Below are 13,488 nucleotides of genomic sequence, written 5' to 3'. Positions count from 1 at the left end.
GCCTTGCACGTTGCAAGAACCAAGGCTTCGTGGTAATTGATTAGAGCACGCCGAGGTGGCGGAACTGGCAGACGCGGTGGACTCAAAATCCACTGGGGTTCACCCCCGTGCGGGTTCGACTCCCGCCCTCGGCACCATCTCTTTTCTTTGCCTTCCACATTGTTTTCAAAAATTTCTTCTTTTTCTTAATAAAAATTGGTATTAAATAGGCGAGGGGTTTCCCAGAAAAACTATACCAAAGGAGGGCAATATGAAGCTCACTCTTTCAGTGATTAAGGCCGATATTGGCGGCTATGTAGGACATTCCTCTACACACCCTGACGTAGTAGCAAAGGTAAAAGAATACGTCGCAGAGGCTGTTTCCAAAGGAATCTTGATCGATGCTTCTGTTATTACCTGTGGTGATGACATTGCCATAGTAATGACCCATACCAAAGGCAAAGATAACGAAGAGGTCCACAAACTCGCCTGGGATGCCTTTGTTGCAGGGACAGAAGTTGCAAAAAGTCTCAAACTTTATGGAGCAGGCCAGGATCTCCTTGCTGATGCCTTTTCTGGAAACGTAAAAGGCATGGGCCCTGGTGTAGCTGAAATGGAATTTGAAGAAAGGAAAAGCGAACCAATCATCGTATATTTTGCGGATAAAACTTCTCCAAGTGCCTGGAACCTAGCTCTTTATGAAATGTTTGCTGATCCCATGAACACTGCCGGTTTGGTAATCGACCCTTCCATGCATGATGGCTTTACCTTTGAAGTAATGGATGTTTATTCCGGCAAAGCAGTAAAGCTAGAAACCCCGAGAGAGCTTTATGACCTCTTGGTGTTCATCGGAGCTACGAGCCGCTATGTCGTAAGGGCTGTTTACCGCAATAGAGACCAAGAAATCGCTGCGGTGGCTTCAACCCAAAAACTTTCTTTAATGGCTGGGCGTTACGTAGGTAAAGACGATCCCGTATTGATCGTTCGTTGTCAAAGTGGCTTTCCCGCAGTGGGTGAAGCCCTTGAGCCTTTTGCAAGACCTTGGCTAGTAGAAGGTTGGATGCGCGGTTCACACACAGGCCCTCTTATGCCAGTCTCCTTTAAAGAGGCCAAACCCACTCGTTTCGATGGTCCTCCTCGTGTTGTTGCTGCTGGTTATCAGTTGTGTAATGGAAAACTGGTAGGTCCTAATGATCTTTTTGATGATCCTGCCTTTGATGATGCTCGTAATCGCTGCGCAATTCTTGCTAATCAGCTTCGTCGCCAGGGTATTTTTGAACCACACCGTCTTCCGCCTGAAGAAATGGAATACACCACCCTTCCCAAAGTCCTTGAGAAACTTAAGGATCGCTTTGTTGACATTGGTGAGCCTGAAGCCAAGGCTCCTGGAACAGGCACCGGCGAAATCCACGAATAAAGGAAGGGGGCTTGGCCCCCTTTTCTTTTTCCGTCACTCCCAACCCCCTTATCATGCATTGCGAGTGCCTTTGACAATATTATTGGTAGCAAATTTATCCCACAAAGCATCTTCGCGAGGCTTGTACTCCCGCGCGATCCCGGCTACACCATCATCACAAGGCGTGCGATTCGTACGCCGAAGTGATCCCATGAGATTGCTTTGGTCGCTTACGCTCCCTCGCAATGACAGAAAAAGAGGCCCTAGCAATAACCGCTAAAATGTCAGCGCGAGGAGGGCTGTTAAGGCCGACGAAGCGATCTCTCTACCGAGCACAGTGAGGGAGCTAGATTGCCTCGCCTCGATTGCAATGACATGTTCAAGTGCCATCTGTTTTGTGCTTTCGGAGTTCAGGATCCGTTCCCATTTTTCGGAAAGAAAAATAGGAACGGATCCCCACAACGGGGCTTGAGAAAAAGAGCAGGTCCCTGGCCGGTCCCCGCAGCGCTTTTTCATGTTTTGTTGTGGCAATCGCTTATGACCGTTAACAAATCGTATTGACTTAAAATGGTTTTCAGTAAAAATTAAGTTGAACAACAGGGCCCTGGGTGCTCCTATTGGAGATAATCGGGAAGTCCGGTGGAAGTCCGGCGCTGGCCCGCAACCGTAACCGGGGACGAAAGCCGCTACCCACCCTTGGGGACAAGCCACTGGGGCCCACAGCAGGCCCTGGGAAGGCGCGGCAAGTAGGATGATCTGGAAGCCGGGAGACCGGCCCAGGGTTTGAGTTTTGTAGGGCTTCGAGGCTTAAGGCCCTGCAAAGGGGATTTCTTCCCTTTGTGCCTCCTCGAATGCCCTCCCAAAAAATACTTTTAAGGAGGGTTTTATGTCTCAAAAAGTCGTTTGCATTGCAGAATCCATTAACATTATGGGCAAAAGAACAGGCGCTGCTATGAAGGAGCGCAATCCCGTTCCCATCCAGGAAATGGCCAAGGAAGAAACAGAGCTTGGGGCAGATTATCTTGACCTAAACATAGGCCCGGCCAAAAAAGACGGTCCGGACCTTGCTGCCTGGATCGTAAAAGTCGTAGAAGAAGTGGTTGATACTCCTCTTTCCCTTGATACCACTAACCCTGACGCCTTGATTGCCGGGATTAAGGCCTCGAAAAATCCTGCTGGCATGCTGATGAATTCCATCTCAGCCCAACCTGAACGCATGGAAAAGCTCATCCCTTTTGCTGCGGAAGTGGGTTGCGACGTGATCGCTCTTCTCTGGGGGCCAGAGGGTATGCCCCGCGATGCCAATGAGCGGGCAGCTATGGCTGTGGACCTTATCATGGCCATGAATGAAGCAGGTATTCCTAATGAAAAAATCTGGGTGGACCCCATTGGCACACCCATTACCCTGGGAGCTGATCAGATACTTGAAGGGCTCAATTTTCTGGCCATGCTGCCAGATATTGCGCCGGGATGTAAAAGCACGGTTGGCCTTTCAAACGTATCAAACGGGGTGCCCCATCACCTGAGGGGCTATCTTGACCGGGTTTATCTCATGATGCTCATGAAATACAACATTTACTCGGCTATTTTGAACGTATATGACAAAGAGCTCGTTGAAATTGCCAAAGGAAAACACCCTGAGTGGGTAAAACTTGTCCATGACATCATGGACGGAGATGAGCCAGACCCGGCTTCGCTTTCTCCTAAAGAGCTCGAAATTTACAAAACCACTCGTGTGCTCACAGGAAAGACCATCTTTTCTGAATCCTGGCTTGAGCTTTAGGAGGTAAGCATGCCAAAGATTACGTTTCTTCCTGCGGGGGTAACAGTTGAAATCCCTGAAGGTGAAACTGTTATCCGCGCAGCCATGAAGGCGGGTATTCATATTAACGCTTCCTGTGGTGGCGCAGGAGTCTGCGGCAAATGCCGTGTGTTTTTAGAAGGAGGAGAGGTGGAAGGGGAGCCTCTCCCCGAAGGCGGGTATAAGGCCTGCACGTTAATTCCCAAAAGCGATTTGGTAATTCGCGTACCAGTTGAAAGTGAGGTTGACCGAAGAGCCCTTTTGCGCCCGGCAAAGAAAGTGGCAAGTTCCTGGCTTGAAGCTCGCGGGCCTGCCAAAGTGAGCATATCCCCTGTAATGCAAAAGATTCATCTTTCTCTTGAGCCCCCAAGCATTGAAAACAATATGCCTGATCTGGCTCGACTTGAAACAGGAATTCTCAAAGAACTCTCTGCAGAAGAAATAGACATAAACTGGAAGCTCCTAAGAAAGCTGCCTTACGTTCTTCGTGAAAAAAACTTTGATGTCACCGCTTGCGTTTTCAAAAAAAATACGCCACGACTCCTTGATGTTGTGCCAGGTGATACCACCTCGCGTCATTTCGCCATAGCCGTTGACATAGGCACCACCACGATTTGCGCAGAACTGGTTGATTTGAATTCAGGAAACGTTATTGGCTCTACTTCAGATTACAACCCACAAATCAGCTATGGTGAAGACGTAATCAGCCGCATTGAATTTGCCCGTAAAAAAGACGGATTAAAGATACTTCATGAGCGGGTGGTGGAATGCATTGCCAAGCTTTCTCAGGAACTTTGCGGTAAACACGGGGTTAAGCCCGAAGAAATTGCCCATTATTCCTTTGCAGGCAACACAGTTATGAGCCATTTTCTGCTCATGCTTGAGCCACGATTCTTGCGCGAAAGCCCTTATGTGCCGGTAGCTGCCAAATTTCCCGTGGTTCCTGCTAAAGAGCTTGGCCTTCCAGCCGGAGACCAGACCATTACAACCCTTGCTCCGTGCGTGGCAAGCTACGTGGGTGGAGACATTACCGCAGGGGTGGTGGCCACAGGCATGGCCAAGGAGAGCCCTTTAACGCTTTTTATCGATATCGGCACCAATGGCGAAATCGTGGTGGGGAACCAGGACTTTCTAGCCTGCGCAGCGTGTTCTGCTGGGCCTGCCTTTGAGGGCGGGGGGATTAAGCACGGCATGCGCGCAACCACCGGGGCCATAGAGGCCGTGCACATTGATCCAGAGACCCTTGAGCCCATGATCCTTACTATTGGCAATAAAAAGCCAAAAGGGATTTGCGGCTCGGGTATTATTTCGCTTCTGGCAAGCCTTTTTATCGAAGGCATTATTGACCAGTCTGGCAAATACCGTCGCGACCTTGACAACCCGCGCATAAGAGAAGGCCGCGAAGGCTATGAATACGTGCTTGTTTGGGCAGAAGAGTCTGCCACAGGCGAAGACATTGTTTTTACCGAAGCAGATATTGATAATCTCATCCGCGCCAAAGGGGCCATGTTTTCAGGGTACCAAACGCTTCTTGAGTCCGTTGGCCTTGAAATAGGCATGGTTGAGCGGGTTATTCTTGCGGGAAACTTTGGCAGTTTTCTTGATCTTGAGCAGGCTATTATTATCGGGCTTTTGCCGGACCTTCCCAGGGAAAACTTTTATTTTGTGGGCAACAGCTCGCTTCTTGGGGCCCGCATGGCAGCCCTTTCTCAGGAGGCTCTAGCGGAGATGGAACAAGTTGCCCAGATGATGACCCACTTTGAGCTTTCTGCCCATCCTGGTTACATGGACTACTACGTTTCAGCTCTGTTTTTGCCTCATACCAATCTCGACCTTTTCCCAAGCGTCAAAGAACTTTTGCAAAAAGAATAGCTAAACAGGCCAGGGAGAACACCCTGGCCTGTTTTGTAAGTGCGGTGGTGCTTACAACGCTGATACCGACGATCTTTCAAAGTTCTCTTTTGGTTTTTTTAAGAAGGTTGTATAAAGTTTAGGCAAGAATCCGAAATTGTTACCAACTTGGGAAAAATAAAAGGAGCTACATGAAAAATATTAAAACAATTGGAATACTCGGTGGGGGACAACTTGCACGTATGATGGTCCTTGAGACCAAAAGACTTGGTTTTGATTTTTTAGTCCTTGATCCCACCCCAGCATGCCCCGCGGCTCAAGTAGGAGCCAAGCAAATAATCGGAAGCTTTAAAGACCCTGAGAAAATAGCTCTCCTCGCGGAAAAAGTAGATGTGATAACCTTTGATATTGAACACGTAAATACGCAAAAGCTTAATGAACTCGAACAGCAAGGTGTTGTAATAAGGCCGTCTCCCAAGATTCTCGATATCATCCAGGACAAACTCAAACAGAAAATGTTACTCAAAGAAGCCGGGATTCCCATACCCCGATTCTTAAACCAAGAAGACTTAACTCAGGCGGCCAAACTGTTGGGGTATCCCTTTGTACAAAAATTGAGACACGGGGGATACGACGGCCAGGGAGTCCTGGTCATTAAGAGCGAAGAAGATCTAAAAGACGCTTTTAAAGAGAATTTCTACGTAGAAGAAGCCATCGCCATTGAAAAAGAAATTGCCGTTTTGGTGGCAAGATCTCCGCAAGGCGAGATAAAAGTTTATCCCGTAGTGGAAATGCTATTTGACGTTCGTGCTAATATCTGCGATGAAGTCCTTTGCCCCGCACGCATAGATGAATCTTTGGCCGCAAAGGCCCAGGAAATAGCTTTTCAGGTGATTGAGGCCTTAGGAGAAGGTGCTGTTGGAATTTTTGCCGTGGAAATGTTTTTGAGTAAAGAGGGCGATATCCTGGTAAACGAGATTGCCCCAAGGCCACACAATTCTGGCCATTTTACCCTTGATGGTTGTATTACTTCTCAGTTTGAACAACACATCAGGGCCATAGCCGGACTCCCTCTAGGCGCTACTGATCTTTTGATCCCCACCATGATGATAAACCTTTTGGGCGAAGGCCAGGGAACGCCTGTGATAGAAGGCTTCGAAGAGGCGCTTTCCCTGGAAGGCGTGCACATACATCTTTATGGCAAAAAGGAAGTTAGGCCTTTTCGTAAAATGGGGCATGTGAATATAGTTGACCGCAACATTGACCAAGTCGTTAAAAAGGCCATGAAAGTAAAAGAAATCCTACACGTAAAGGGGGAGTAACGTGGACAAACCACTAGTTGCCATCATCATGGGAAGTGACTCAGATTTACCCGTCATGAAAGACGCCGCGGAAATGCTCGAAAAATTCCAAGTACCTTATGAAATAAGCATTGTTTCCGCACACCGTACCCCTGAGCGCATGTTTGATTATGCCCAAAAAGCCGAAGAACGCGGCATAGAGATAATCATAGCTGGCGCAGGAGGAGCAGCGCATCTTCCAGGCATGGTAGCCTCTCTTACCGCGCTTCCTGTAATTGGAGTGCCTGTCAAAACACGTTCTCTTTCCGGGATGGATTCGCTTCTTTCCATTGTGCAAATGCCAGCAGGGGTGCCTGTGGCCACTGTTGCCATAAACAACGCTAAAAATGCGGGGATCCTTGCGGCCAAAATGCTCGGCGCCAAGTACCCAGAAATCCGCAAGCGCGTAAAAGAATTCATGAAAGACATGAAAGAAATGGTAGAAGAAAAGGCCGCTAAATTAGAATACGAAGGCTGGAAGGCCTATCTCGCGCAAATGCAATCTTATTAAGCCAAAGTGAACCCAAGATCTTTTGCTCTTATCGCTATGCCGTGGCCCCTCTTTAGCAGACCCTCTGTGCAAGTAGGGGTGCTAAAGGGGTTTTTACAAAAAAACTGGCCTGAATTAGAAGTCAAATCATTTCATCCCTATCTCAAAGTGGCCTCAGCCCTTGGCTACGACCTGTATCAAAAATTAAGTGAAACATTCTGGATAGCAGAAGCCCTGGGAGCAGCACTTCTTTTTCCTGAAAGGTGCCCTGAAATTAAAAACTTTTGTCAAAAAAAGACCAAAGGAAAAATCCCAAACTTTGATTTCGAAAAAAATTTAGCCACTTTGGAAAGCAACCTTGAAGCCTGTTTTGCAGAGATAGATTGGAAGCCTTTTTCCGCCATAGGTTTTTCGGTATGCCTTAATCAGCTTTGCACTTCTCTTTGGGGGGCAAAATGGCTTAAAAGGCGTTTTCCTGAAAAGCCTGTTATCTTTGGCGGCTCAAGCTGCGCGAAAGACTTAGGAAAAAGTATTTTGCGGCTTTTTCCCGAGGTTGATTTCATAATAAACGGCGAAGGAGAAAAACCTCTTTTAGCCTTGCTCAAACATTTGATCGAAGGGGCTCCAAAGCCTCACAAAGGTCTTTTCTTTCGCAAAAACGGCACCGTGGAAGGAGAAGGTTTTTTAGAGCTTAACCCAGAAGAACTTCCCTCGCCTATCTATGACGACTACCTAAAGGAGGTTATGTCTCTTCCTGCGGAGAAGCGCTTTTTCCCGACAATCCCCTTGGAAATGTCCCGGGGATGTTGGTGGTTCAAGTGCAGCTTTTGCAATCTAAATCTTCAATGGCATGGCTTTCGTAAAAAGGCCCTTCCCCAGGTTTTAAAAGAAATTAGGGCCCACGCACAAGCAGGGCTCTTGGATTTTGCCTTCATGGATAATTGTCTGCCAGTAAAAGATTCCCTTCTTCTTTTTGCTGAGCTTGCCAAAGACAAAATCGACTATCGTTTTTTTGCAGAGCTACGCGCAGTTTATAAACGCACTGATTACCATCTTATGCGCCAGGGTGGTCTTACCTGGGTACAAATAGGAATAGAAGCCCTGAGCACGGGAGTTCTCAAAAAACTGAACAAAGGGACTACCGCCATTGAAAACATAGCAGCTATGAGACATTGCGAAGAAGCAGGCCTTATCCTTGAGGGAAACCTTATTTTGGAATTTCCAGGCTGCTGCGTAGAAGAAGTCGCTGAAACCCTTCGGAATCTCGATTTTGTATTTCCCTATCGGCCGCTTACTACGGTTTCGTTCTGGCTGGGCTACGAAAGCCATGTCTTTAAGAATTACCAAAATTACGGTATCAAGGCCATCTGGCCACATCCTTATTATCGCTATTTTTTTCCAGAAAAAATCCTAAAAGACTTTGTCCCTCTTGGATGGTCTTATCGAGGCGACAGGGCCTTTCAAAGGCGCCTGTGGCAGCCTGTGAGGCAGAAAGTAAAACGCTGGCAAAAGCTTTATCATAAGCTTACTAAAGAAAAAGGCCCTCTTCTTAGCTATCGTGATGGAAAAAGTTTTCTTATCATTCGCCAGGTTCTGCCTAACGGCAATGTCCTCCATCACAGACTAAAAGGCCCTTCGCGGGACATTTATCTTTTCTTAATGGACATCAGGTCTCTCAAAGAGTTGAAAGAAAAGTTCCCCAATATACCTGAAACAAAACTAAAAGGCTTTCTGGATGATCTGGTGGCAAAAAGGCTTCTATTTCAGGAAAATGAAAGCTATCTTGCCCTGGCCATTCACCGGCGCCTAAAAGAATAAATACTAAGAATTCCCACCCTTTCATTGACACTAACAAAAAGCGTATTATAAAAGCTAACGTAGCACTAAATTAAAAATTTTGGCACAAAGGAGGTTAAAATGAAAAGGCTATTTTCAGTTATTTCTTTGCTTCTTTTAGTTTTTGCTATGCCTGCCTGGGCTCACTTCCAGCTCCTAATCCCTTCAGATGATATTGTTAGCGTAAATGACAACCGCAGTGTTAGTCTTTTCTTATGCTTTACCCATCCTATGGAAGGCGGCCCCAATATGGAAATGGCTCGCCCGGAAGCCTTTGGCGTGATGATTCGTGGCAAGAAGATAGATCTCATGAGTTCTCTTAAGCCCATTAAGCTGCCTTTTTATCCTGCCTGGCATTCTGAAGCTCAAAAAGAAAAAGGCACCGCCACGGCCTGGAAGGCAACTTATCAGCTGCGTCGCCCTGGAGACCACATCTTCTATGTTGTTCCCAAGCCATATTTTGAACCCGCAGAAGAAAAGTACATCAAGCAGATTACCAAAGTAGTTGTTAACGCCTTTGGGGCGGAAGAAGGCTGGGATCAACCCGTAGGGCTTAAGGCAGAGATTATCCCGCTTACCAGGCCTTATGGTTTTTGGGAAGGAAACACCTTTCGCGGCTTGGTGGTGATCAACGGAAAGCCTGCTCCGAATATCGAAGTCGAAGTCGAATACTACAACAAAGACGGCCGTGCCCATGCGCCCAAAGATCCCTTTGTTACCCAGGTGGTAAAAACAGACGAAAATGGCATTTTTGTTTACACAGTGCCCTGGGCTGGCTGGTGGGGATTTTCTGCCCTTGGAGACGGAGGAACAATCAAAAAAGGCGGCAAAGAATATCCTGTTGAACTTGATGCCGTCATCTGGATTAAGGCCTATCCTCGCCCTGAAGGAGTGCGTTAATGCATATTTCAGAAGGAGTGCTTGCTGCTCCGGTCTTGATTGCCGGAGCAGCAGCCACAACCGTGGGAACTTTTTTAGGTTTGCGTAAACTTAGCCCGGAAAGGATTCCGCAGGTGGCGCTTCTTTCTGCGGCTTTTTTTGTGGCTTCGTTGGTTCATGTGCCTCTTGGGCCAAGCTCGGTCCATCTGGTGTTAAACGGTCTAGTAGGCATAATCCTTGGGCTTGCTACTTTTCCGGCACTTCTGGTAGCGCTTTTTTTACAAGCAATTCTTTTCCAATTCGGTGGTCTAACAACCCTTGGGGTAAACACCTTTAACATGGCCTTTGGGGGTGTGGTGGTCTATTATCTTTTTAGACCCCTTATATATCTTTTTAGACCCCTTATAAAGAGTCAAAAACCTCTTCTAGTTGGTATAGGGGCGTTTTTGTCCGGGGCCTTGGCCATTTTGATAAGTGGCATATTGGTGGCATTAGAGCTCGTTTTTACCGGTGAAAGTTTTTACACCTCAGCCAAATTAATTCTTGCAGCCCATCTACCCGTTATGCTCATCGAAGGAATCATTACCGTCTTGCTGGTGAGCTTTCTCAAAAAAGTCCGTCCTGAAATTTTTCTCAAGGAGGAATAATCGTGAAAAAAATTATTTTAGGAGTGCTTTTTCTAGTACTCTTGTCAGCTAATGTTTATGCCCATAAGATCAGCGTTTTCGCGTATGTGGAAGGAAATGCTATCAAAGGAGAGGTTTACTTTAACGACGGCTCCCCTGCTAAGGGCACTAGAGTCACCCTTTGCCCTGTCGGTGAAGAAAAAATTTTGGCTGAAACCAAGACCAACCAGGAAGGAAGTTTTGAGCTTCCTCTTCCCAAAGGGCTTAGCCAGGTAAAGATTATCGCCTGGGCAGAAATGGGGCATCGGGCAGAAATGAAACTATCTTTAAAAGGGACGACTGAAGAACCTCCGTCTCAGGAAACCGTTTCCACTCAGCCGCAAACACCTCAAGCAATACCTGCGTCCACTATTAACGAAGCTGAGCTCAGAAAAATCGTCCGTGAAGAGGTCAAAAAAGAAATCTCTCCCTTTTACCAGATGCTAAACGAGCTCGCCCGCAAGCTTGATAAACCCTCTCTTGCTGAAATTTTCGGTGGTATAGGTTACATCTTTGGTTTATTTGGACTCTGGGCACTTTTGCAGGCACGCAAAAACAAATGAAAGAATCTTTTTTAAGGCGAAGAGATCCGCGGGTTAAACTGCTTCTTGCTCTTGACTTTGCCATCATTGTGGCGGTCAGCAATAGTTTTAAGCTTCTTTTCTTGGCAGGAATTTTTTCAGTTATCTGCCTGGGCCTGAGTGGTTTTGCAGTAGGCTACGTTTTACGCCGCTTAGGCCTGGTCAATCTTTTTCTTGTGCTAGTGGTCTTAACTCTTCCCTTTACCACTCAAGGAGAGCTTCTTTTCAAGATTGGGCCTTTTTCCGCCTCACATGAAGGGACGCTTTTGGCCCTTATGATTTTTCTCAAATCAAACCTTATCGTTTTAACCACTATGGCTCTTCTTTCTACTTCCACAGTGTTTGAGCTTGCCCACGCCCTCCACCACTTATACCTTCCCTCCAAGCTAGTTCAGCTTCTTTTTTTCACTTTTCGCTATCTGAACGTTGTTGAAAAAGAATACCGACGCTTACGCGAAGCAGCGCTTCTCAGGGGGTTTTATCCGCACACCAATCTATTCACCTATCGCACCACTGCTTATCTTGTGGGAAGTCTTATTGTGCGAAGCTATGATCGTTCTCAGCGTGTTTATGAAGCCATGCTCTGTCGCGGTTTTGAAGGCACTTTCCCGATTTACCGTCATTTTCAGTTAGAGCGCTTGGACATTATGTTGGGGCTTTTAGGTGCTACCTATCTCGCTCTCATGGCTATTTTAGGTTAAATTGGCCGCCAAACTTTTTTGATTTAAAACCATGCAACCAATTTTAGAGATAAAAAACTTAAGCTTCTCATACAATGACCGCATTATTTTTGATGGGCTCTCACTTAGCATTAGCCAAGGGGCCAAGATAGGCATCATGGGGCCAAACGGTGCGGGAAAGACCACCCTTTTGCGCACCATTGTTGGCCTAAATAAACCAGATAGCGGCCAGATAATTTTTAAAGGCCACCCTTGCGCAACAGAAAAAGACTTCCGCCTGTTGAGACGCCACGTGGGGCTAGTTTTCCAGGATCCAGACGACCAGCTTTTTTGCCCTACGGTTGCAGAAGACATAGCCTTTGGTCCGTTAAATCTTGGGGTCCCACGTGAAAAGATACCAGCCCTTGTGGCAGAAGTTTTGAAAACTCTTGGTCTTGAAGGCTTTGAAGATAGGGTTACTTATCGTCTCTCAGGCGGTGAAAAACGTCTCGTGGCCCTAGGAACCGTGCTTGCCATGGAACCCGAGGTGCTTCTCCTTGACGAACCCACCGGGGACCTTGACCCACGCAACATTGAACGTCTTATCAGGATCTTGAGGGAGCTTAACTCTTCCCAGCTAATAGTTTCACACGACTTAGATTTTCTCTGTGCCATAGTGGATGAAATTTACTGGCTTGAAGATGGCCACCTAAGGCCTTATCTCACGCAAGACGAACTCACCTTGGAAGGTGCTGGGCTAATCAAATAGTCACCAAGAGCGCAAAACAGGCAGCACGCGAACAACGTCATCGCATGGTATTCTTTTTCTCTAATAAGAGTGCCGATTTATAACGCTCACAATGAAAAATATGAAAAAGACCTTTGCAAAATTGTCGAGATCATTACCCGAGTTTGACAGTTAATAGGCAAATTTAGGCCTTGCCTAAAAGAACATCCCTTTATTTTCAAGGGTTTCAGAGGATGGAGGGTGTTTATTTTCCCGCCCCAAGGTCATTGCCAACCTCGGCCGCAAAGACCGCCTGGATCTTGATCGTATCCGTGACATGATCCGGGCGCTTTCAAAACTCCTTCCTGCCAGTGAGGCCGCTGAAATAAAGGCCTTGATTGAGGCTTCAGGGGTGCCCTTCAAGCTGAATTGGGCTAAGTCTTTAGGTGGAATTTATTTTCTTCGCAAGCTCTGGAACTCCTTCGGGCTTAAGGAATTTTTCGAGAAGAAGCTTAAAGAGAGGTGTTTTGAGATAGTGGATTTGATCTTTTTTGACACCACAAGTGTGTATTTTGAGACGGAGGCAGAAGATAGCTTAAGGAAGCGGGGTGTAGTGGAGCTTGAGTACAGGAGAGAAGAGCAAAAGAAGAAGGTCTACAGGTGGACAGAGATAGAACCCCCGGGTCAAAGGGATTTTCAAGAAGTTAGGAATAAACCTTCCACAGGCCTACGAGTTTAAACTTTCCGCGAGATCTAAGTAATTCAAAGAGCTGGTCAAACGAGAAGTATAGCTCTAGTACTCACGCCTGATTTTGGGCGATGCCCGCAAAAGCTTTATTATCAACAGATACAGCCTTTTCGTGTATCCATGAACTCAAACCCGAGTTATAACGCTCACAACGAAAAATATGAAAGAGACCTTTGCAAAATTGCAGGGCTCGGTAATACAACGTAAGGGGATCCGTTTCCATTTTCCGTGGCGAAAAATAGGAACGTTGCTAGCTGTGTCGAGGGAAGAGACTTAGGAGGCCTGTCCCCCTAAGAACAATTTCAATTTTCATAGCAATGTATCCCTGAGAGAAATAGGATTTTCTCAAAAACTACTGAACCTATGTGAAATACTTCACCGCCGTTGGACCCCTGGGGGTTTTTGCACTACTGAAGGTCCGACGGCAAAAAAGACCTTTTCCGGGAATTTGACTTCCTTGAAATCTCTTGATATAAGAGCTTTAAAGCGATCTTTGAAAGATGGGTTTGCAGCCTAACTAAAAGGAATGGAAACTT

The 13,488-nt window shown here is 46.7% G+C and carries 12 protein-coding genes, 1 tRNA gene and 1 riboswitch; all 13 genes read left to right on the top strand.

Annotated elements, in window-relative coordinates:
* Positions 1-49: 49 nt before the first annotated feature.
* The 13 genes from H528_RS0104960 (at position 50) to H528_RS0104900 (ending at position 12,943) form a co-directional block, all read left to right on the top strand.
* Positions 50-137, top strand: a tRNA-Leu gene (locus H528_RS0104960).
* Positions 138-250: 113 nt separating this feature from the next.
* Entirely contained in the window at positions 251-1,396 is a 1,146-nt protein-coding gene (fbp, locus tag H528_RS0104955; RefSeq protein ID WP_022853234.1) for a fructose-1,6-bisphosphate aldolase/phosphatase, read from the top strand.
* A gap of 568 nt (positions 1,397-1,964) precedes the next feature.
* Positions 1,965-2,169: riboswitch (cobalamin riboswitch) on the top strand.
* Between the two features lie 92 nt (positions 2,170-2,261).
* On the top strand, positions 2,262-3,158 hold the full coding sequence (locus H528_RS0104950; RefSeq protein WP_022853233.1) for a dihydropteroate synthase: 897 nt from the start codon (positions 2,262-2,264) through the stop codon (positions 3,156-3,158).
* A gap of 9 nt (positions 3,159-3,167) precedes the next feature.
* Complete coding sequence (locus tag H528_RS0104945) at positions 3,168-5,048, top strand: ASKHA domain-containing protein (protein WP_022853232.1); 1,881 nt, start codon at positions 3,168-3,170, stop codon at positions 5,046-5,048.
* Positions 5,049-5,218: 170 nt separating this feature from the next.
* Positions 5,219-6,349, top strand: a complete 1,131-nt coding sequence (gene purK, locus H528_RS0104940; RefSeq protein WP_022853231.1) for a 5-(carboxyamino)imidazole ribonucleotide synthase — start codon at positions 5,219-5,221, stop codon at positions 6,347-6,349.
* A 28-nt stretch (positions 6,350-6,377) separates the two neighbouring features.
* Positions 6,378-6,878 carry a 5-(carboxyamino)imidazole ribonucleotide mutase gene (purE, locus tag H528_RS0104935; protein WP_084677651.1) on the top strand — a complete coding sequence of 167 codons (501 nt, stop codon included), beginning with the start codon at positions 6,378-6,380 and terminating at the stop codon, positions 6,876-6,878.
* Positions 6,879-6,914: 36 nt separating this feature from the next.
* On the top strand, positions 6,915-8,675 hold the full coding sequence (locus H528_RS0104930) for a RiPP maturation radical SAM C-methyltransferase (protein WP_084677647.1): 1,761 nt from the start codon (positions 6,915-6,917) through the stop codon (positions 8,673-8,675).
* Positions 8,676-8,774: 99 nt separating this feature from the next.
* Positions 8,775-9,593, top strand: coding sequence for a DUF4198 domain-containing protein (locus tag H528_RS0104925; protein ID WP_022853228.1), 819 nt, complete (start codon positions 8,775-8,777; stop codon positions 9,591-9,593).
* Entirely contained in the window at positions 9,593-10,219 is a 627-nt protein-coding gene (gene cbiM, locus H528_RS0104920) for a cobalt transporter CbiM (RefSeq protein WP_022853227.1), read from the top strand. Before H528_RS0104925 ends, cbiM begins: the two co-directional genes overlap by 1 nt.
* 2 nt (positions 10,220-10,221) lie before the next feature.
* Positions 10,222-10,800 carry a hypothetical protein gene (locus tag H528_RS13995; RefSeq protein WP_022853226.1) on the top strand — a complete coding sequence of 193 codons (579 nt, stop codon included), beginning with the start codon at positions 10,222-10,224 and terminating at the stop codon, positions 10,798-10,800.
* Complete coding sequence (gene cbiQ, locus H528_RS0104910; protein WP_022853225.1) at positions 10,797-11,519, top strand: cobalt ECF transporter T component CbiQ; 723 nt, start codon at positions 10,797-10,799, stop codon at positions 11,517-11,519. The genes H528_RS13995 and cbiQ overlap by 4 nt, the downstream gene beginning before the upstream one ends.
* 31 nt (positions 11,520-11,550) lie before the next feature.
* Positions 11,551-12,246, top strand: a complete 696-nt coding sequence (locus tag H528_RS0104905; RefSeq protein WP_022853224.1) for an energy-coupling factor ABC transporter ATP-binding protein — start codon at positions 11,551-11,553, stop codon at positions 12,244-12,246.
* Between the two features lie 352 nt (positions 12,247-12,598).
* Positions 12,599-12,943, top strand: coding sequence for a hypothetical protein (locus H528_RS0104900; protein WP_157608132.1), 345 nt, complete (start codon positions 12,599-12,601; stop codon positions 12,941-12,943).
* Positions 12,944-13,488 lie beyond the last annotated feature (545 nt).

It is taken from the genome of Thermodesulfatator atlanticus DSM 21156 (genome assembly GCF_000421585.1).
In the GTDB taxonomy this organism is placed as follows: domain Bacteria; phylum Desulfobacterota; class Thermodesulfobacteria; order Thermodesulfobacteriales; family Thermodesulfatatoraceae; genus Thermodesulfatator; species Thermodesulfatator atlanticus.
Note: the sequence above shows the minus strand (reverse complement) of the source record. Positions and strands in the feature narration are given on the sequence as shown.

What these genes read in the sequence shown, in the direction of transcription:
- fbp (WP_022853234.1), top strand. Translation starts at nt 251, where the DNA reads ATGAAGCTCACTCTTTCAGTGATTAAGGCCGATATTGGCGGCTATGTA.
- H528_RS0104950 (WP_022853233.1), top strand. Translation starts at nt 2,262, where the DNA reads ATGTCTCAAAAAGTCGTTTGCATTGCAGAATCCATTAACATTATGGGC.
- H528_RS0104945 (WP_022853232.1), top strand. Translation starts at nt 3,168, where the DNA reads ATGCCAAAGATTACGTTTCTTCCTGCGGGGGTAACAGTTGAAATCCCT.
- purK (WP_022853231.1), top strand. Translation starts at nt 5,219, where the DNA reads ATGAAAAATATTAAAACAATTGGAATACTCGGTGGGGGACAACTTGCA.
- purE (WP_084677651.1), top strand. Translation starts at nt 6,378, where the DNA reads ATGGGAAGTGACTCAGATTTACCCGTCATGAAAGACGCCGCGGAAATG.
- H528_RS0104930 (WP_084677647.1), top strand. Translation starts at nt 6,915, where the DNA reads ATGCCGTGGCCCCTCTTTAGCAGACCCTCTGTGCAAGTAGGGGTGCTA.
- H528_RS0104925 (WP_022853228.1), top strand. Translation starts at nt 8,775, where the DNA reads ATGAAAAGGCTATTTTCAGTTATTTCTTTGCTTCTTTTAGTTTTTGCT.
- cbiM (WP_022853227.1), top strand. Translation starts at nt 9,593, where the DNA reads ATGCATATTTCAGAAGGAGTGCTTGCTGCTCCGGTCTTGATTGCCGGA.
- cbiQ (WP_022853225.1), top strand. Translation starts at nt 10,797, where the DNA reads ATGAAAGAATCTTTTTTAAGGCGAAGAGATCCGCGGGTTAAACTGCTT.
- H528_RS0104905 (WP_022853224.1), top strand. Translation starts at nt 11,551, where the DNA reads ATGCAACCAATTTTAGAGATAAAAAACTTAAGCTTCTCATACAATGAC.